Annotated in this window: 21 protein-coding genes; 11 read left to right on the top strand and 10 right to left on the bottom strand. The window is 71.3% G+C overall.

From position 1 onward, the window contains the following. The first annotated feature begins 102 nt into the window (after positions 1-102). The 6 genes from ABD793_RS18520 to ABD793_RS18495 are packed head-to-tail and all read left to right on the top strand — an operon-like array spanning position 103 to position 5081. Positions 103-990, top strand: coding sequence for a cytochrome c biogenesis CcdA family protein (locus tag ABD793_RS18520; RefSeq protein ID WP_344861511.1), 888 nt, complete (start codon positions 103-105; stop codon positions 988-990). Then, entirely contained in the window at positions 974-1606 is a 633-nt protein-coding gene (locus tag ABD793_RS18515; RefSeq protein WP_344861509.1) for a peroxiredoxin family protein, read from the top strand. Before ABD793_RS18520 ends, ABD793_RS18515 begins: the two co-directional genes overlap by 17 nt. Continuing rightward, positions 1603-1872, top strand: a complete 270-nt coding sequence (locus ABD793_RS18510; protein ID WP_344861508.1) for a glutaredoxin family protein — start codon at positions 1603-1605, stop codon at positions 1870-1872. The genes ABD793_RS18515 and ABD793_RS18510 overlap by 4 nt, the downstream gene beginning before the upstream one ends. Beyond that, positions 1869-3785, top strand: coding sequence for a copper resistance CopC/CopD family protein (locus ABD793_RS18505; protein ID WP_344861506.1), 1917 nt, complete (start codon positions 1869-1871; stop codon positions 3783-3785). Before ABD793_RS18510 ends, ABD793_RS18505 begins: the two co-directional genes overlap by 4 nt. Positions 3786-3800: 15 nt before the next feature. Continuing rightward, positions 3801-4430, top strand: a complete 630-nt coding sequence (locus ABD793_RS18500; protein ID WP_344861504.1) for a class I SAM-dependent methyltransferase — start codon at positions 3801-3803, stop codon at positions 4428-4430. A gap of 3 nt (positions 4431-4433) precedes the next feature. Beyond that, complete coding sequence (locus ABD793_RS18495) at positions 4434-5081, top strand: DUF2218 domain-containing protein (protein WP_344861502.1); 648 nt, start codon at positions 4434-4436, stop codon at positions 5079-5081. Here the strand turns inward: ABD793_RS18495 and ABD793_RS18490 are convergent. The 3 genes from ABD793_RS18490 to ABD793_RS18480 all read right to left on the bottom strand — a co-directional run bounded on the left by ABD793_RS18490 (position 5010) and on the right by ABD793_RS18480 (position 6995). Beyond that, positions 5010-5966, bottom strand: coding sequence for a M56 family metallopeptidase (locus tag ABD793_RS18490; protein ID WP_344861500.1), 957 nt, complete (start codon positions 5964-5966; stop codon positions 5010-5012). The two genes, ABD793_RS18495 and ABD793_RS18490, sit on opposite strands and share 72 nt — an antisense overlap. Next, a complete protein-coding gene (locus ABD793_RS18485) occupies positions 5963-6316 on the bottom strand; it encodes a BlaI/MecI/CopY family transcriptional regulator (RefSeq protein ID WP_344861498.1) in 354 nt (117 codons plus the stop codon). The genes ABD793_RS18490 and ABD793_RS18485 overlap by 4 nt, the downstream gene beginning before the upstream one ends. A gap of 166 nt (positions 6317-6482) precedes the next feature. Then, a complete protein-coding gene (locus ABD793_RS18480) occupies positions 6483-6995 on the bottom strand; it encodes a carboxymuconolactone decarboxylase family protein (RefSeq protein WP_344861495.1) in 513 nt (170 codons plus the stop codon). 58 nt (positions 6996-7053) lie between these two features. Here ABD793_RS18480 and ABD793_RS18475 point away from each other — a divergent pair, with 58 nt between their 5' ends. The 4 genes from ABD793_RS18475 to ABD793_RS18460 are packed head-to-tail and all read left to right on the top strand — an operon-like array spanning position 7054 to position 10803. Beyond that, complete coding sequence (locus tag ABD793_RS18475; protein WP_344861493.1) at positions 7054-7362, top strand: metal-sensitive transcriptional regulator; 309 nt, start codon at positions 7054-7056, stop codon at positions 7360-7362. A 27-nt stretch (positions 7363-7389) separates the two neighbouring features. Then, entirely contained in the window at positions 7390-7596 is a 207-nt protein-coding gene (locus ABD793_RS18470) for a heavy-metal-associated domain-containing protein (protein WP_344861491.1), read from the top strand. 49 nt (positions 7597-7645) lie between these two features. Further along, the gene (locus ABD793_RS18465; RefSeq protein ID WP_344861489.1) at positions 7646-8554 is read left to right on the top strand and encodes a hypothetical protein; all 909 of its coding nucleotides are present in this window, start codon (positions 7646-7648) and stop codon (positions 8552-8554) included. Next, positions 8551-10803, top strand: coding sequence for a heavy metal translocating P-type ATPase (locus tag ABD793_RS18460; protein WP_344861486.1), 2253 nt, complete (start codon positions 8551-8553; stop codon positions 10801-10803). The genes ABD793_RS18465 and ABD793_RS18460 overlap by 4 nt, the downstream gene beginning before the upstream one ends. 177 nt (positions 10804-10980) lie before the next feature. On the opposite strand, the gene ABD793_RS18455 is transcribed toward ABD793_RS18460, so the two are convergent. The 7 genes from ABD793_RS18455 to ABD793_RS18425 all read right to left on the bottom strand — a co-directional run bounded on the left by ABD793_RS18455 (position 10981) and on the right by ABD793_RS18425 (position 17234). After that, positions 10981-11925, bottom strand: coding sequence for a M56 family metallopeptidase (locus ABD793_RS18455; RefSeq protein WP_344861484.1), 945 nt, complete (start codon positions 11923-11925; stop codon positions 10981-10983). Further along, positions 11922-12284: a BlaI/MecI/CopY family transcriptional regulator gene (locus ABD793_RS18450; protein ID WP_344861482.1), complete on the bottom strand. Its 363-nt coding sequence runs from the start codon at positions 12282-12284 to the stop codon at positions 11922-11924. Before ABD793_RS18450 ends, ABD793_RS18455 begins: the two co-directional genes overlap by 4 nt. 37 nt (positions 12285-12321) lie before the next feature. Beyond that, positions 12322-13380: a C40 family peptidase gene (locus ABD793_RS18445; protein ID WP_344861480.1), complete on the bottom strand. Its 1059-nt coding sequence runs from the start codon at positions 13378-13380 to the stop codon at positions 12322-12324. A gap of 242 nt (positions 13381-13622) precedes the next feature. Further along, positions 13623-14294, bottom strand: a complete 672-nt coding sequence (locus ABD793_RS18440; protein ID WP_344861478.1) for a DUF305 domain-containing protein — start codon at positions 14292-14294, stop codon at positions 13623-13625. Between the two features lie 65 nt (positions 14295-14359). Further along, positions 14360-14782: a hypothetical protein gene (locus ABD793_RS18435; protein ID WP_344861475.1), complete on the bottom strand. Its 423-nt coding sequence runs from the start codon at positions 14780-14782 to the stop codon at positions 14360-14362. Positions 14783-14877: 95 nt separating this feature from the next. Further along, positions 14878-16125, bottom strand: coding sequence for an MFS transporter (locus ABD793_RS18430; RefSeq protein ID WP_344861473.1), 1248 nt, complete (start codon positions 16123-16125; stop codon positions 14878-14880). Further along, positions 16122-17234, bottom strand: a complete 1113-nt coding sequence (locus tag ABD793_RS18425; RefSeq protein ID WP_344861471.1) for a PLP-dependent cysteine synthase family protein — start codon at positions 17232-17234, stop codon at positions 16122-16124. The genes ABD793_RS18430 and ABD793_RS18425 overlap by 4 nt, the downstream gene beginning before the upstream one ends. 788 nt (positions 17235-18022) lie before the next feature. Here ABD793_RS18425 and ABD793_RS18420 point away from each other — a divergent pair. Further along, complete coding sequence (locus tag ABD793_RS18420) at positions 18023-18688, top strand: zinc metalloprotease (protein WP_344861469.1); 666 nt, start codon at positions 18023-18025, stop codon at positions 18686-18688. The last annotated feature ends 31 nt before the right edge of the window (positions 18689-18719 follow it).

The raw sequence follows: 18719 nt of genomic DNA, 5'->3' as shown, positions 1-18719 counted from the left end.
CTCCTCCGCCGTCATCTCCAGGGTAGCCGGGGCCGCTACGCGGACCTCACGCCAGCTAAGTACTATCTCCGTACGTAGATCGTAGGATGCAGGGAGGCGGCCGTGGGCGAGGTGCTGTTCGGCTCGACGCTGCTCGCGTCGTTCCTCGGCGGCGTAGTGGCGCTGCTCGCGCCCTGCTGCGTGTCGGTGATGCTGCCCGCCTACCTGGCGACCGGGTTCCGCCATCGGGGCGGAGTGGTCCCCGCGACGCTGGTGTTCGGCGCGGGCGTAGCGACGGTCATCTTGCCGATCGGTCTTGGCGCGACGTTCCTGAGCAGCCTGTTGCTCACCCAGCACGGCTGGATCTTCTCGATCGGCGGTGCGCTGATGATCGCCGGCGGGCTCGCGACGCTGGCGGGCTGGAAGCCGCGGCTGCCGATGCCCGGAGGCCGCGCGGTGCGCGAGGGCAGCTTCGGCTCGGCGTACGTGCTCGGTGCCTTCTCCGGTGCGGCCAGCGCCTGCTGCGCGCCGGTGCTGGCCGGAGTGGCGGTGCTGTCCGGCGCGGCCGCGTCGTTCCCGGCGGCGCTGGCGATCGGCGCGGCCTACGTCGCGGGCATGGTGGTCCCGCTCGCGGTCGTGGCGTTGCTGTGGGACAAGCGCCGCGAACACGCGACCCGGCTGCTCACCGACCGGAAGGTGCGCCTGCGGCAGCGAGAGATCGCGCTCGGCACGCTGGTCAGCGGGGCGTTGATGATGCTCATGGGCGTCCTCGCGGTGGTGCTGGCGTTCACCGGGCCGGGCATGAGCGGCGGCGGGTGGCAGGTCGAACTGTCCGCCTGGCTGCAGCACCTGAGCAGCGTCGCGGCCGGCCGGCTGTCCTGGCTTCCCGGATGGGGCCTCGCGGTGCTGCTCGCACTCGGCTTCGCGCTGCTCCTGCGCCGTGTCCTGCGAACGAGATCCGCCGACCGTACTCGACCTTCCGAGGAGAATTCCCGTGAGCAGCAGCGTTAAGACCCGGCGGACGACGATCATCGGCGTGGCGGCGGTCGTGGTGGTCGCAGTCGTCGTGTTGTTCGTCGTTTACCGGAACTCGCAGGGCGGCAGTTCGGCCGATGCCGCCGGCTCCGGCTACAAGCACGTTTCGGGTGCGCCCGGAGCCGGGGCCGCGGCGCCCGCGTTCACTCTCGCGTCCGACCGCGGCGCCCGGGTCGGCCTGGCGGACTTCCGCGGCAAGAACGTGCTGCTGTACTTCCAGGAAGGGCTGTCCTGCCAGCCGTGCTGGGACCAGATCAAAGACCTCGAAAAGAACCAGGCCGCGCTCAAGACGGCAGGCGTCGACAGCGTCGTGTCCATCACCACCGACCCGGCGGAACTCATCGGGCAGAAGGCCGCCGACGAGAAGCTGGCCACTCCGGTGCTGTCCGATCCGGACCTGCGGGTGTCGCAGGCCTACCACGCCAACAAGTACGGCATGATGGGCGAAACGCGCGACGGGCACACCTTCGTCCTGGTCGGTCCGGACGGCACGATCCGCTGGCGCGCGGACTACGGCGGCGCGCCGGACTACACGATGTTCCTGCCGACCGAGAAGCTGCTCACCGACCTGAAGGCCGAGCGCGCCTCGTGACCGACCGGTTCGACATCACCCTGCTGACCCAGGACGACTGCGCCTTCTGCGCCGACGCCCAACGCGTGCTCGATCGAGTCGGCGCTGAATTCCCGTTACAGGTCAAGGAAATCGCTCTCGCGACCGACGAGGGCCGCGCACTTGCCACGACAGCGGGCGTCCTGTTCGCCCCGGGAGTCCTGATCGACGGGGAACCGTTCTCCTACGGCCGGCTGTCGGAGCGGAAGTTGCGCCGTGCGCTGGAAAAGCGCCGGACGAACGGATGACCGCCGCGCGCTCTGCGCGGCGGTCGGCCGCACGGGCCGCGGTGCTGCTGGTGCTCTCGCTCGGCGCCTTGCTCGCCGCCGTGACTCCGGCCAGCGCGCATCCGACACTGCTGTTCACCGATCCGGCCCCGGACACCGCGGTGCCCACGGCGCCGACTCTGATCACGTTGGCGTTCAACGAACCCGTGACCGTCGGCCAGCGGGCCGTCACCCTCCTCGACGGCTCCGGCCGGGAGGTTCCGCTCGGCGCGCCGACGCTCGCGCGTGGCGGGCAGAACCTCAGCGCACGCCCGGCCGGGCCTCTCGCGCCCGGTGTCTACAGCGTGCGCTGGCGGGTCACCGGATCCGACGGCGACCAGGTCGAGGAGGAATTCCGGTTCGCGATCGGCACCACGATCACCGGGTCGGGGACGAGCGGCAGCAGCTCGATCTCCTGGCTCGAAGCCGCGCTTCGCTGGCTGCTGTTCGCGGGAGTGGCCGTCGCGCTCGGCGGACTCGTCGGCGAACGCTTCACCGCGTCGGCGCGCGCGGAGAATCCGGCGTTGCGCGCGCCCAGGTCCCAGCTGGCACCCGGGACGCTCGTCGCGCTCGCCGGGTCTGCCGGACTGGTGGCGGTGTTGCTCGCCGGAACCGGGGCAGATGCGTGGCGCAGCCGGGTCGGGCTGCTGCTGCTTGCGGAATCCGCCGGGCTGGTCGTCGCGCTCGCGCTCGGAATTGCCGCGAGCGGACGGTTCCGCCGAACGAGCGTGCTACCGCTGCTGGCCGTGGTGGTCGCCGACGGCCTCCGCTCGCACGCGAACCAGGCGATCCCCGGCTGGGGGGCAGCGCTGACCACCGTGCACTTGGCCGCGGTCGCGGTCTGGGCCGGCACGCTGGTGTACGTGGTGCGGACGGCGTTCGCCTGGCGTGCGCGGCCTCCTGCGGTCCGGTGGGTGCTGGCGGGATACTTGCGGCTCGCGGGATGGGTGTTCGCCGCGGTGGTCGCGACGGGCGCGCTGAGCGCCGTGGTCCTGATTCCGCTGTCGGACCTCTTCGACACGGCCTACGGCCAGGTCCTGCTGGTCAAAATCGGTCTCGTCGCGGTCGCCGCCGCAGCCGCGCTGGCCGGCCGGTTCGCGGCGCGCGGGAACCGGCTCGGCGGCGTCCGGGCGGTGGCCCGGGTCGAGGCCGTCGTGCTGATCGGCGTGCTCGCGGCGAGCGCGGTCCTGGTCTCCACTCCGCCTGCCGGGTCCCAGCAGTCCGGCCCGCCGCCGGCGAGGGGCCCGGTCGTGCCGCTCGGTACCTTGGCCGGGCAGGTCGGCGTGGGCGCCGCGGCCAGCGAGGGGCAGCTCGTGGTGCGCCTGAGCACGCCACGACGCGGCGACTACTACAGTCCGCGAGCGGCGCAGGACTTCTCGCTTTCGGGCCGGCTCAGCGCAGGCGACTCCGATCTGTCCTTCCGCGGCTGCGGGGAAGGCTGCTTCGTGTCCACTGTGGACTGGCGGAGCGGGGACAATGTCCTGACCCTGAATGCCGGGGCGGCCGGGTGGCACGGCGGCGCGGTCAGCCTGATCGTGCCCTGGCTCGCCCGTCCCGGGAACGGAGATCTTTCCCGAGCGGTCGAGAAGCTGCAGTCCGCGGGAAAACTGACAGTCTACGAATCCGTCACGAGCGACACGTCCGCGGCCGCCCCGCCGCCGCAGCGGCTGGATTTGACCGGGTCGTTCTTCGCCGCGCAGGAGCCCTACGCCTCCGGGGTCGCGCCGCTCGCCGCCCGGATCTCCCCGGACGGCCGCCCGGTGCGGCTGGCGCTCGGGTACCCGGCGGCGTCCACCGATGTCGTCCTCGCTCTCGACGGCCGGGGGCGGATCAGCGAGGAAACGCTCTCCGACGACACCCACCTGATCCACCGGCGGTTCGTCTATCCCGGCTGACGCAGCCCGGCGAGCGTGACGGCGACCAGCCGCTCTGCGGCGGCCTCCGACGGCAGGCCGCCGAGCAGTCCGGACCAGCTCTACGCGCGCCGGCCGCCCTGGGACATCGGCCGGCCGCAGGCGGCGTTCCGCCAGCTCGCCGACGCCGGGAAGATCCAGGGCCGGATCCTCGACGTCGGCTGCGGGACCGGCGAACACGTGCTGATGGCTGCTTCGCTCGGCCTGGACGCCACGGGGGTCGACCTGGCTGAGACGGCGCTGCGCGCGGCCGAGGAGAAGGCTCGCGCCCGCGAGCTGACCGCCGAGTTCCGGCAGCACGATGCACGCCGTCTCGGCGACCTCGGCCGGACGTTCGACACGGTGCTCGACTGCGGGCTGTTCCACATCTTCGGCGCCGACGACCGCGCCGCCTTCGCCCAGAGCCTTCGCGCCGCAGTGGCGCCGGGCGGGCGGTACTTCATGCTGTGCTTCAGCGACCGGGAAACCGGCGACGACTGGTCGCACGTGCATCGGGTCCGCCGCAACGAGATCGTCGCCGCCTTCGCCGAGGGCTGGCGGATCGACGCGATCGAACCGGCCGCCATCGAGATCGTTCCCGACCCGGACGGCATTCGCGCCTGGCTGTCCGCCCTGACGAGGATCTGACCGATGCCGGTGTCCGAAGCCCGCATCCGGACCTCGCGCGCGAGCCGGTACCTCGTCCAGCTCTGCCGGCACGCCAAGGCGATGGGCGGGAAGGCGCATGGACTGCATGCCCGCGGTGCACGGCCCGAGGTCGGCGCCGTCGAATGGACCGGCACCGCCGGGAAGATCGAGTTCAGCTGGGGGCGGTGCATTCTGCGTGCGACCGAGGACACGTTGATTGTCCGGCTCGACATCGACGACGAGGACCGCCTGCGCGCGGCCGAAAAAGTCCTCGCCGCCACCCTCGAGCGGTTCGGGCGGCGGGACGGCCTGCGCGTCGCCTGGGATCGCGTCGACTCCGTCGGGCCCGTGTCCCAGAACCCCGGACGTCCGCGGAAACGGCGGACCACCGCGGCGCTCGCTGTCGCAGTCGTGCTGGCGGTGGCCGCGCACCTGGTGGTCGGCGGGCTCGCGCTGGCGTCCTGGGAATGGACGAGCGTACTCGCCGACATTCTGCTCGGCCTGGTCGTCCTGAAGATCGTCGTGGTGGCGGTGCTCTCCCGGCATCGGCTCCGCAACGGCCACGCGCGTCTGCGGGCGCTACACCGCCGACAGCGGGCAGGTCGCGATCGCGACGCCGAACAAGAGCGTCGCGCCCATCAGCACCGGTAGCGAGGTCGCCGCCGTCGCGGCGAAACCGCAGGACAGCGCTCGGCGCAGCCGACCGGGCGGCGCCGTGCCCGCGTCCAGCCGTGCCAGCCGGACGGCCACGCCGTCCCGTGCCATCGCCAGAGACCCGTCAGGCGCACCGTGCCCAGCGACGGCGAGCAAGGCCGCGCGCACCGCTTCGGCGCCGTGACGGCGGACGGCGGCCGCGTCCGCGGTCAGCTCGACCAGCTCGCGGACGGCGGCCGGAGCCCGGCGGAACAGGGGAACGAACGGCAGCGCCTGGCCCATCGCCTCGACCCAGCCGGCCAGGAGATGATGCCGGCCGCGAAGATGCGCCTTCTCGTGGGTCAACACGGCGGCCACCTCGCGGGCGGGCAGCTGCCGGCGCAGTCCTTCGGTGGCGACGATGACACCGCGGCCGCGGGCCACGCTGAACGCCAGCGGCCGGTCGTGGTCGAGCCACCAGATCGCCGGTGCACCGCCTTCGCACCGCGCGGCGATCCGCAGCAGCGCCAGATGCTCGCGTCGTGTTCGGGCTCGGCGGCGGGCGATCCGCAGCCCGATCACCGCGAACCGGACTGCCAGCGCGGCCATCAGCACGGCACCGGCCAGCCCCGCGAGTTCCTCGGCCCGCGGAGACGTGCCGTGCGAGATCGCCGCCAGGCAGCCGTGGACGGCGGACACCACGCTCGTTCCGGTGCCGTGGCCGGGAAACAGCAGCAGCACGATGCCGGACACCGCCGCCGCCAGCACGCCCGCCGTGGCCAGGAGCCACGCGGTGAGCAGGGCGGACGGATCGGTGCGGGTCAAGTCGGCCCGGCCGAGCAGCCCGGGAACGGCGCGGCCCGCGAGGAAAGCGCCCAGCAGCAACGCGAGGGCTGCCGTCATCGGGGCGGTCGCAGACCCTGCCGGAGCGCTTCGGACTCCTCGGCCGACGCGGAGCGGGCGAAGTGCAGCAGGACCGCCTCCGCGTCCCCGGACTCGGCGAGAACCTCGCGCAGAGACCGCGCCGCCGCCTCCGCGCGGCTGATCGACGGCCGGTACAGGTACGCCTTCCCGGCGCGCTCGCGGACCGCCCAGTCCTTGCGGTGCAGGTTGTCCAGCACCGTCATCACCGTGGTGTAGGCGAGATCCTTGCCGGTGTCGAGCCGGTCGAGCACGTCGCGCACCTTCACCGGGCAACCGGTCTCCCACAGGACGTCCATCACCGCCCGTTCCAGCTCACCGAGACCGCGCACCGGACCTCCAACGGGCAGCTCGCCGCCGACTACTATGACTTCTAGTATAGCTGGCCGGAGCCGCCCCCTCGCGCCACGCCAATCACGCGCCCACCCGGGTCAAAGACGGGGAGAAGTCCATGCTGAGCCCATTGAGGAGCCCCAAGCAGATTTCCCCAAGGGGTCTTCACGGTTCGAGCCCGGCGACGAGGTTGAAGGCGCCGGTGAGGTGGTTGAGCGACACCAGGCCGACGACGTCGGCGAGCGCCCGGTCGGTCCAGCCGTGCGCACGCAGATCCGCGATGTCTCCGTGGGAGATCGAGGCCGGTTCGGCGAGCACGCGGACCGCGTAGGTGATCAGTGCCGCCTCTCGGGCGTCGGCCGACGTGCCTTGCCGGGCTAGGGAGATGTCCAGGTCAGACAGTCCCGCGGCGCGCGCCGCCTCGGTGTGCGCGGCGAGGCACAGCGCGCAGCCGAGCCATTCCTGGACGGCGAGGGAGATCTTCTCGCTGAGCGCTCGGGGGAGCTTGACCCGTTTGATCGCCCGGGAGAGTTCGAGATAACCCTGCAGCAGCGCGGGCGAGTGCGCCATCGTCGCGACCATCGCCCCGGCCTCGCCGGTGCGGGCGGTGATCTCGTCGAGCAGTTGCCGGGATTTCTCCGGTGCGGCGGACGTCGCGGGCGGGGTGAGGCGGGTCATGTCGGCTCCTGTCGTCGGGTCCTTTGACTACGGTACCCCCCTAGGGTATAAAGGTGCCATGAGCGAGTCACCCGCGGCCACCGGGCCCCACGGCTACAGCGAAGGCAAAGAGGACTACCTCAGGCGGCTGCGCCGGATCGAGGGCCAGATCCGGGGGCTGCAGAGGATGGTCGAGGACGACAAGTACTGCATCGACATCCTGACTCAGGTGTCGGCGGCCACGAAGGCGCTGCAGGCGGTGTCGCTCGGGCTGATGGACGAGCACCTGCACCACTGCGTCGCCGACGCGGTCGCCGAGGGCGGAGCGGCCGCCGACGACAAGATCCGCGAGGCGAGCGACGCCATCGCCCGTCTCGTCCGTTCCTGAAAACCGTTGTCCCAGAAGGAGAGAACCGTGAGCGAGCAGACCTACACCGTGACCGGCATGACCTGCGAGCACTGCGTGCGTTCGGTCACCGAGGAGGTCAGCGGGATCGACGGCGTCACCGGCGTCGACGTCGACCTGCCGACCGGCAAGGTGACTGTGCGCACCGTCAAGGACATCGACGTCGCGGACGTGCGCGGCGCGGTCGAAGAAGCCGGTTACCAGCTGACCGCCTGAGCGGCGGCTCTTCGGACTGCGGGCCAAGCCCGCGGTGAGGACTGAGGACATGAACACAGCAGCGAAGCTCTCCGCCTACGGTGTGGCGCTTGCTCTGGTCGCCGGCGGCGGCTGGGGCATCGGCACCGCTGTCGGTCCCTTCTCCGGTGCGGCCGGGGTGCACGGCGAAGAGGACGCCGGGCACGGGGACGCTCACAGCGGCACCGTCGCGGAGGCCGCGAACACCGACCAGCCCGGCGGGCTGGCGTCGTCCAGGGGCGCTTACACCCTCACGCCCACCAGCACGACGCTCACCCCCGGCACGACGAACCCCTTCGCGTTCCGGATCACCGGGCCCGACGGCGCGGCAGTGACCGCGTTCGACGTCGAGCACGAGAAACGCATGCACTTCATCGTGGTGCGCCGCGACACCGCCGGATATCAGCACCTGCATCCGCAACTCGGGCCGGACGGCACCTGGACGGTGCCGTTGCCGGTCAAGGAGGCGGGCAGCTACCGCGCGTTCGCCGACTACACCCCGGCGGGCGGGAGCGGGACGACGCTCGGCGTCGATCTGGTGGCCCCCGGCGACTTCCGGCCGGTGGCGCATCCCGGATCGCGACTGGCCACTGTGGACGGTTATCAGGTCCGGCTGACCGGGGACCTGGTTCCCGGCCGCGCGTCGAAGGTGACTGCGACGGTCACGCGCAACGGCGCGGAGATCACCGACCTGCAGCCCTATCTGGGCGCCTACGGCCATCTGGTGGCGTTGCGGCAGGGCGATCTCGCCTACTTGCACGTCCACCCGGACGGCGCTCCCGGCGACGGGAAGACCGCGGCCGGACCGGCGGTGAACTTCTTCGCGGAAGTTCCGTCCGCAGGCGGCTACCGGTTGTTCCTGGACTTCCGGCACGGCGGCGCCGTGCACACCGCGGAGTTCACCGTCAGCACCACCGCACAGGAAAGGAACGGGTCATGACCGCCGAAGTGGAAAACCTGCCCGCGACCGGCGAGGTCGAGCTGGCCATCACCGGGATGACGTGCGCGTCGTGCGCGATGCGGATCGAGCGGAAGCTGAACAAGCTCGACGGCGTCACCGCCACCGTCAATTACGCGACGGAGAAGGCAAAAGTCGTCTACTCCGGTGACGTGGCGCCGGAGCAGCTGGTCGAGCAGGTCGAGGCGGCCGGTTACGGCGCGACCGTGCCCAAGGCGGCGAAGGCGGCGAGCGAAGACGGCGCCGAGGAGGAGGACGCCACTCGCCCGTTGCGGCAGCGGCTGATCGTTTCGACGACGCTGTCGGTGCCGGTGATCCTGCTCGCGATGGTGCCTGCGCTGCAGTTCACGTATTGGCAGTGGATCTCGCTGGTGCTGGCCGCGCCGGTGATCGTGTGGGGCGCGTTGCCGTTCCACCGTGCCGCGTGGGCGAATCTGCGCCACGGTGCGGCCACAATGGACACTCTGATCTCGATGGGGACCATCGCGGCGGCACTGTGGTCGCTCTACGCGCTGCTGTTCGGCACCGCGGGCGTGCCGGGGATGACGCACGCGTTCGAGCTGACCGTGCAGCGGATGTCCGGCGACGGGAACATCTACCTCGAGGTCGCGGCCGGGGTGACGACGTTCATTCTCGCCGGTCGCTACTTCGAGGCGAAATCGAAGCGGCGCGCCGGTGCCGCGTTGCGGGCGCTGCTGGAACTGGGCGCGAAGGACGTCGCGGTGCTGCGGGACGGCCGGGAGCAGCGGATCCCGGTCGAGCAGCTGCAGGTCGGCGACCTGTTCGTCGTGCGGCCGGGGGAGAAGGTGGCCACCGACGGCGTGATCGAAGAGGGCAGCTCGGCGGTCGACGCGAGCATGCTCACCGGCGAGAGCGTCCCGGTCGAGGTGGGTTCAGGCGACTCGGTGGTCGGGGCCACGGTGAACGCCGGGGGACGGCTGGTCGTGCGGGCCACCCGGGTCGGCTCGGACACCCAGCTGGCGCAGATGGCGAAGCTGGTCGAGGACGCGCAAACCGGCAAGGCGCAGGTGCAGCGGCTGGCGGACCGGGTCTCGGCGGTGTTCGTGCCGATCGTGATCGCGCTCGCCGTCGGGACGTTGGCGTTCTGGCTCGGTGCCGGGGACACCGCTTCGGCGGCGTTCACCGCGGCGGTGGCGGTGCTGATCATCGCCTGCCCCTGCGCGCTGGGCCTGGCGACGCCGACCGCGCTGCTGGTCGGCACCGGCCGGGGCGCGCAGCTCGGCATCCTGATCAAGGGCCCGGAGGTGCTGGAGTCGACCCGGCGCGTGGACACCGTGGTGCTGGACAAGACCGGCACGGTCACCAGCGGGCAGATGGCGCTGGTCGAGGTGCACACCGCGGACGGCGTCGAAGCCGAAGAGGTGCTGCGGCTGGCCGGTGCGCTGGAGGACGCTTCCGAGCACCCGATCGCGAAGGCGATCGCACGGGGCGCCCGGGAGAAAGTCGGCGAGCTGCCCGCGGTCGAGGATTTCACCAATGTCGAGGGACTCGGCGTGCAGGGCGTCGTGGCCGGGGCTGCGGTGCTCGTCGGCCGTGCGGCCTTGCTGGCGGAGTGGAGCCAGCACCTGCCTGCCGAGCTGGTTTCGGCCAAAGCCGAGGCCGAGCGGCACGGCCGGACCGCGGTCGGGGTCGGCTGGGACGGGCAGGCTCGCGCGGTGCTGGTCGTCGCGGACACGGTCAAGCCCACCTCGGCCGAGGCGATCGCCCGGTTGCGGGCGCTCGGCCTGACCCCGGTCCTGCTCACCGGCGACAACGAGGCGGTCGCCCGCTCGGTGGCCGCCGAGGTCGGCATCGAGGAGGTCATCGCCGAGGTCATGCCCAAGGACAAGGTCGACGTGGTCCGGCGGCTGCAGGACGAGGGCAAGGTCGTCACGATGGTCGGCGACGGCGTGAACGACGCCGCCGCCCTGGCTCAGGCCGACCTGGGCCTGGCCATGGGCACCGGCACCGACGCGGCGATCGAGGCGGCCGATCTCACCCTGGTCCGCGGTGACCTGCGGGCCGCTGTGGACGCGATCCGGTTGTCGCGGCGCACTTTGCGGACGATCAAGGGCAACCTGTTCTGGGCGTTCGCCTACAACGTGGCGGCGCTCCCGCTGGCCGCGGCGGGACTGCTGAACCCGATGATCGCCGGTGCGGCGATGGCGTTCAGCTCGGTCTTCGTGGTCAGCAACAGCCTGCGGCTGCGCGGATTCCGGGCGGCCGGCTGAGCGCAGCGTCCCGGGACCCGCTCCCGTAGTCGTCCGTGAAGGACTCCTTGAGGGAATCAGATTCCCTCAAGGAGTCCTTCACGGACATCGTGCGACAGTCCTCAGTGGACGGCCTCAGGCGAGGGTACGGCTGGTGCCGAGAAACTCGTTGAGCGCGGTGCAGGGCGGCAACCTCCGTCACGAGCAGGACACCAGGCTGGTGAGGAGCACCAGCGCGCCCGCGACCAGCGGCGGGGCCAGGAACGCGGTAAGCCCGCCGGCTGCGGCGGCGAGGCGGGCAGCCGCCCGGTTGGTGCGGGGCGGCGGTTCCCGCAGCCGGTCGAGCCGGATGGCGGTGTCGCCGCCGGCCATGGCCAGCGCACGCCGGGGACCGCCCTCGGCGCGGATCGAGAGCAGTGCCGAGCGCAGCGGTCCGGCGCCGCACTGGGCGGCTGCCGCGTGGTCGGCTGACAGTTCGGCGAGCAGCCGGACGGCGGCGGGCAGCTCACGCATCAGCGGGATGAACCGTGCTGTGCGGCCGAGAATGTCCGCACCGGCGGTGAGCAGGTGGTGATGGCCGCGGACGTGGGCACGCTCGTGGGCCAGGACGGCGTCGAGTTCCGGTGCCGACAGCCGGGCGGCGAGCCCTTCGCTGGCCACGATCATCGCGCGCCGCCCGCCGAGGCTGTAGGCGACCGGTTCGTCGTGCGGCAGCCAGAGCGTCGGCACCGGCCGGGCGTCGGCCGGACCGCACACCCGCAGCGCGGCCAGATGGCGGCGGTACTGGCGGTTGCGATGGCGGTGCCGCCCGGCCGACGCCACGGCCAGCCGGACGGCGCCGACGAGGGCGAAGGCTCCGGCGCTCCCGCCGACGACCGGGTCCAGCAGCGGCACTTCGCCGTGGCTGAGCGCGGCCCAGCAGTCGTGCAGTGCCCGCAGCACGGCGTCGGCCGGGCCGTGCCCGGGCAGCACGAGGAGCAGCACTCCCGCGGCAGCGCCCGCCAGGACCCCGGCGGCGCTCAGCAGCCACCAGGCGATCGCCGTGCCCGGGGAGATCCGCCCGGCGGTCAGCCTGCTCAGCGGGCGCGGCGACCACCAGCCCACGATCAGGGCCCCGAACAGGAGCGCCGCCGCGACGATCACCGCTTCCGCGACTTCCGGCGCAGCGCCCGGCGGAGGATGTCCGACTCCTCCTCGGACGCCGTCTGGACGAAGTGCAGCAGGACCGATTCCCGGTCGTCGGTGGAGTCCAGCAGCTCGCGCACCGTCTGCGCGGTCGCTTCCTCGCGGGAGGTGACCGCCTGGTAGTGGTACGCGCGGTTCTGCATCTCGCGCTCGACCCAGCCCTTACGGTGCAGGTTGTCCAGCACCGTCATGACCGTGGTGTAGGCGAGATTGCGGTCCTGGTTGAGCTCGTCGAGCACTTCCCGGACCCGCATGGGTTCCGCCGCGTTCCAGAGCACGTCCATCACCGACGCCTCGAGCTCGCCCAGTTTCAGCATGGCACCTCCGGGGCACAGGATACTTGCTCCGCCGGGGTCACCCGACGATGCGCCGCGCTCCCGTCAAGTGCCCGTCCCCGCGGATCGGCCTCACGTCGACCAGCTGGCCTTCGGTGGGCGCGTCGACCATCTTGCCGCTGCCGACGTACATGCCGACATGATGGATCGCACCTGCGTCGCCGGAGCCGTCGTCGTAGAACAGCAGATCGCCCGGGACGAGCTGGTCCAGGGACACGGCTTTGCCTGAGGAGAACTGCTGCCGGCTCGTGCGCGGCAGGGTGATGCCGGCTTGTTTGTAGGCCCACGACGTCAGCCCGGAGCAGTCGAATTGGCTGGGACCGGTGGCGCCCCACTGGTATTCGGAGCCGCGTTTGGACAGCGCCGCCTGCAGCGCGTCGTTCGCCGCGCCAGGAGGGCCGAGATAGGAACCGTCGTCCTGCACCTGCCCGAGCTTCGTGCGGTCGGCCGACGGCAGCTGGGTCAGCGCCTTGCGGACCTCGGAGATCTGCTTGTCGAGGTCGGCCTTGCGGCCCTGGACTTCTTCCAGCGCGGTGGCGGCGTCGTCCGCGGCCAGCTGCGCCGACTTCTGCGCGTTCACCGCCGCTGCCTTGGCCTTGCCCGCGGCGGCGACCGCCCGCTGCAGACCGGCCACGGTTTCGTTCTTGCGCTCCGCGAGCAGGGAAAGGACGGCGGCCCGGTCGAGGAACTCCTGCCGGTTCCGGCTGTCGAGCAGCATCGCCGCGTTGTTCAGAGAACCGCCTTCGAGCGCCGCGTTCGCGACCTGGTTCGCTTGCGGACGGAGCCGGTCGATCGCCGATTGCGCGCCGGAGACCTCGCCGTTGGCCTTGGCTACGGCCGCGTCGGCAGCGGCGCGGTCGTTCTGCCGGGCGGTGAGCTGTTCCTGGGCACCTAGGAGATCCTCGTCGGCCTTGGCCGCCTGCGCGCCGAGTTCCTGGTAGCGCTGCATCGGGTCCTGGCTGCCGCTCGGGGGCGGTGCTGCCTGCGCGGCCGCGGGCAAGGTGGCCAGCCCGAGGACGACGAGTGCGGCGGTGGCGGCTATCGGATGTCGGAAGGCACGACGCCGTTGCGGTGTCACGGGTACGGAATCTCCTGTCGTGGGGACCTGCGTTCGGGGTTGGACCGCCCCGCCGGCCCGCGGTCACCGTAAGGTAACGCGCGGATCTTGTCCACTATCGCATCTAGTACTAGCGAAGTAGTTGTCGGTATCCCGTGAACAGGAAGGGAAACGGCGTGCGGGAACGCACGAACCCGGTGGAGATCCGAAGAACGGGAAGCGGTGCGCCGGGGCCACGGCGGCCGTGACCCCGGCGGCCCGGATCAGCCCTGCGAGAGCAGTCCCTGCATTTCGGCGATCTCGGCCTGCTGGCCGTCGATGATCTTCTGCGCGAGCGCCTTGGCGTCGGCGTTGCCGCCCTTGGCGAGTTCCGTCTTGGCCATGTCGACCGCGCCCTGGTGGTGCTTGATCATCATGCCGAGCCACATCTTGTCGAACTCGGCGCCCTTCATCGTGTCGAGCTTGGCCATGTCCGCGTCGGACATCATGCCGGGCATCGATCCGCCCGGCATCGGCATCGAGGACGAGCCCATGCCCGGCATGGACGACGGGCTCATGCCCGGCATGTTGTGGCCGCTCATGTCCGGCATGGCCGAGGAGGAGGCGACGCCCCACGTGTTCAGCCAGCCCTGCATCTGCTGGATTTCCGGGTCCTGGGCCTTGTCGATCCGGTTCGCGAGGTCGACGACCTTCGGGTTGGTGCTGCGCGAGGACACCATCTTCGCCATGTCCAGCGCCTGCTTGTGGTGCGGGATCATCTGCTGGGCGAAGGCGACGTCGTCGTTGTTGTGGCCCGCGGCCTGCTGGTTCGACGCGGGCGCGGGGGCGGACGACGAGCCCGGCTGCGTCCCGGACGGCTGATCGCCGCTGTTGCACGCGCTGAGCGCGAGGGCCGAAGCCACCGCGATGCCGCTGATCACCAGAGTTTTGCGCACGACAAATCCTTCTCTCGAAAAGTGGTTGCTGAGACGACCGGCGGGGACCAGGCAGGTCCGGCCGGTCAGATCCGCAGCACGCAGAGAGAAGCGAGGACCAGACGGCCGCGTCTGTCCGGCGGCCGCCCGGGCGAGGGCGAGCCGCGCGGACCGGCGGGGACCGGGAGCTGTGCGGCGGTACGCCGGCGGAAAGCCAGCAGCGCCAGGAACAGCGCGCCGACCGCGTACAGCACGGCCAGGCAGAGGTGCAGCATCGTGTGCGCGCCGTCCGGCATACCGGGGTGTTCCTCGCCCGAGCCGGCGGCGGCCGCGCTTGCCATCGCGGTGTGCGCGGCGCCTGCCTCCGCCATCGCGGCGGGCACGGCGGCCGGAGCCATCGGGTCCGCGGAACCGCCGGGGAGGCTGACGTGATGCATGACGGCGACGCACAGCGCCAGCGCACCCAGCAGAAGGATCTGCCGGATGCTGCCGAGCCGGTTCGCCGCCATGCCCCAACCGTACTCAAGCGCCGGGCCGCCGACGCCCCGAGCCCATCTGAGCGCTACGTCACCCAGTACGAGCCCGGGTAGTCGACGGCCCTGTCCTAGGCTGCCGCCGGGACCAGCCGGTTCGCCGCGCCGAGGGTCCGGATGCCCCAGGCGCAGGCCGCGCCGAGCAGGGCCAGGATCAGCCACGGCGCGGCGGGGACCCCGGCATCCCGGGCCAGGTCCAGCACCGTCCCGGTGAAGAGGTTGCCGAGCAGGATCCCGACGCCCACCACCGTGTTGTACAGCCCGTAGTGGGTGGCGACGAGCCGGTTGCCCGACAGCGCGACGATGGTGTCCATTTCGAACGGGAACACCACCAGCGTGCCCAGGGCCAGCAGCGCCGCGGACAGGATCAGCGGGAGCCACGTCAGGACGGCGGGGCCCCCGGCGACTCCGGCGGTCATGGCGGGCGGCAGGAACGCCGCGGCCATGAGCAGCAGGCCGGTGGCCAGGCAGCGGCCCGGGCTCCACCGCTCGCGGCACCAGGCGGTGATCCGGAGCTGCCCGGCGATCGCGAGGGCCCCGGACAGGCCGAAGAGGATCGCGACCAGTGCCGTGCCGGAGAAGCCGGGTCCGGCGATCCGGCGTGCCTCGAGCGGGAGCGCGAGGTACACCTGGAACGACAGCACGTACGAGCCGATCATGGCGAGCGAGAACAGCACGAACGAACGGTTCCGGAACACCCCGGCCCAGTCCTGCCGGATCGAGCGCGGTTGCGCGGGACGTTCCGCCGAGTGCGCCGGCAGCGCGCGGATCTGCAGGACCGTGAGCACCGCGAAGACCGCCGCGGCGGCCAGGCAGGTGAGCTTGAACGCCACACTGGTCAGTACGAGCCCGACGACCGGGCCCAGCAGGATGCCGGTCTGGTAGAAGACGTTGAACAGCGCGAACGCCTCGACCCGCCGTTCGCCGGCGTCCGCGGCCAGGTATGCCCGCACGGCCGGATTGAACAGCGCGCCGGCGAACCCGGTGGCGGCCGAGGCGATGATCAGCGCCGGGACCGAATCGACCAGGCCCAGCAAGGCAAAACCGCCCGTGCGCAGGGCACAGCCGGCGATGATGAGCGGTTTGTAGCCCAGCCGGTCGGCCAGCGTGCCGCCGATGAGGAACATGCCCTGCTGCGAGAAGTTCCGCACGCCCATCACCAGCCCGACGACCCAGCCTGCCAGCGCGAGGTCCGCCGACAGGTGCGAAGCCAGATACGGCATCAGCATGTAGAAGCCGAGGTTGATGGTCAGCTGGTTGAGCATGAGCAGCCGGGCGGGCCGGTCGAAGGACCGGTACCGGGCGATGAGCGACGTCACCGGGCCACCGCCAGGGTCGGGTCGACGACCTGCGCGCACCGGGTCCAGCGCCGCACGACCCGGTCGGCGGGCGTGCCGATGCGGTCGGGTTCCGCGGCGGGCGGCGTGTCGAGGAGACCGTGCTGCCGGCAGTAGTCGTCGTTGTAGACGGTGTCGAAGTAGCGGTGCGGTCCGTCCGGGAACACGGCGGCGATCCGAGCGTCGGCGGGTTCGGTGCGGGCCAGCCAGCCGGCGACGTGCGCGACCGCGCCGACGCTCCAGCCACCGGTGGCGTGATGCGACGCGGCGAGCCTGCGGCAGGTCCAGGCCGCCTCCGCCGGGGAGACCCAGTGAACCTCGTCGAACCCTGCGTAGTCGACGTTGCGCGGGTAGATGCTGGAGCCGAGCCCGCGCATCAGCCGCGGTGCCGCCGGCTGGCCGAAGATGGTCGAGCCCACCGTGTCCACGCCGACGACCTTCAGCTGCGGGAAGTAGTCGCGCAGCACTCGCGAGACCCCGGCGGAATGGCCGCCGGTGCCGACCGAGCAGACGAGAACGTCGACCCGGCCGAGCTGGGCGACCAGTTCCAGGGCGAGCGGTGCGTAGGCCGCGACGTTGTCAGGGTTGTGGTACTGGTCCGGGCAGTAGGCGCCCGGCTGCTCGCCGAGCAGCTGCCGCACTCGTTCCCGCCGGGCTTCCTGCCAGCCGCCGGCCGGGTGCGGTTCGGTGACGAGCTCGACCCGGGCGCCGTAGGCGGAGAGCATCCGGTGCACGATCGGCTCGAGACCCGGGTCGGTCACCACCGTGACGGGGTGGCCGTGCACGATGCCCGCCAGCGCGAGGCCGAGGCCCAGCGTGCCGCTCGTCGATTCGACGATCGGGGCGCCGGGCGCCAGCTCGCCGCGGGCGCGGGCCTGCTCCACCATGTGCAGCGCAGGCCGGTCCTTCATGCCGCCGGGGTTGAATCCTTCGAGCTTCGCCCAGAAACCGCGTCCTCCGGCGGCGAAGGGCTGATCGACCCAGAGCACCGGGGTGTTGCCGACCGCGCGGGCCGGGTTGTGGCACCGCGGTGCGGCGGTGAGCAGTTGCGGGGGAGAATTCGTTGCAGCGTCGGTCAATGCGGTGTTCATCGAGTCTCTCTTTTCGCGTGGGCGCGGCGGAACGGGGTGACGGCCGGGGGTTTCCGGCGCCTGTCAGGTCCGCGAGACGCAGAGCTCGATCATGAGTGCCGGGCCGGAGGGTCTCCGGGGCGGCGGCCGGACTGCCCACCGGCGCGAGAGCGGCCGGGCCGCGAGGACCAGGAAGGCCAGGGCGGCTGCAGCGAGCATGGCGAGCCACAGGAAGTCGTTGGCGCTGCGAAGGAATCGACAGAGCGTGTCGCTGCCGGCGTGGCCGTGGTGTCCTGATCCGCATCCGGGGTCGCTCGGTGCGGCGGCGTCGCTCCCGGCCGCGGCATGCACGACGGCCGACTCGGCATGTCCGGTCTCGCAGCAGCGTTCCGCGTGCAGGAACAGGAAACCGAAGAGCACGGCGAAGACAGCCAGAGTGCGCCAGTACGCGCGACGCTTCGTGGCGGAATGACACCTCACAGTCAGCGGACCGTATCAGTGATGATCTTGATCTCGCCATGTTCTGGGGTGCCGATCACCGTGCCATGCCTGGGTTTCACTCGTTCGATGCGACTACTACGGACCGTAGTTGAAATCCGCGTGACGGGAATCCGACGAACGGCCGGAGCCGGTCGGGTCAGCGGCAGGCCGCCGACTGGCGCAGGTGACTACTACTCTACTAAGTAGAGAAGTAGCAGTCGGCCCCATTGCGACTTTCGTAGCTGTGCCGCCGGATCGCGCCGGGCTACCTTCATGCGCACTGTCCGCACTCCCGGACGGGTCCCCACGGAAATCGCAAGGAGTTTGCCATGCGCAAATGGCGGCTGCTTTTCCTCACGTCGTTCGCGGTCGCGGCTCTCGCGGCCACGACAGCGGAGGCCTCGGCAAGCAACAGCTGGAACGGATACCACTGGGCTCGTTCGTCCCCCTCCAGCACGGTGCGGCTCACCGTGCTGGACAGCGTCACGTCGAGCTGGGACGCCAACCTCAGCAAGGCCAACGCGGACTGGAACCGGTCGCCGGTGTTCGAGAACACCCTGTCCTCGAGCGACAGCAGTGCGACGACCCGGCGCAGCTGCCCGGCCGCGGCCGGGAAAGTCCGGGTGTGCAACTACGCCTACGGCAGCACCGGCTGGCTCGGCGTCGCCGAAATCGATCTGTCGAGCGGCACGCACATCGCGTGGGGAACCACGAAAGTCAACGATTCCTATTCGATGGGCACCTACGCCAAACAGCACGTGATGTGCCAGGAGGTGGGCCACGACTTCGGCCTTGACCACCAGTTCACCAACGCGGGTTCGTGCATGGACTACGCCGGGCAGAGCGACCCGGCCTACGTTTCCCCGAACTCGCACGACTACAGCGAACTGCTCTCCATTTACAACCACGGAGACGGTTCGGCCGCGGCTTCGAACGGCTCGCAGTCGAAGATCGTCGCCGGGGGCGTCGTGACCTCGATCTTCTGGAAGGACTGACCGTCCGCACCGGCCGGCCCGGCACGTCCGG

The sequence above is a fragment of the Amycolatopsis ultiminotia genome, from assembly GCF_039536925.1.
Taxonomy (GTDB): Bacteria; Actinomycetota; Actinomycetes; order Mycobacteriales; family Pseudonocardiaceae; genus Amycolatopsis; species Amycolatopsis ultiminotia.
Note: the sequence above shows the minus strand (reverse complement) of the source record. Positions and strands in the feature narration are given on the sequence as shown.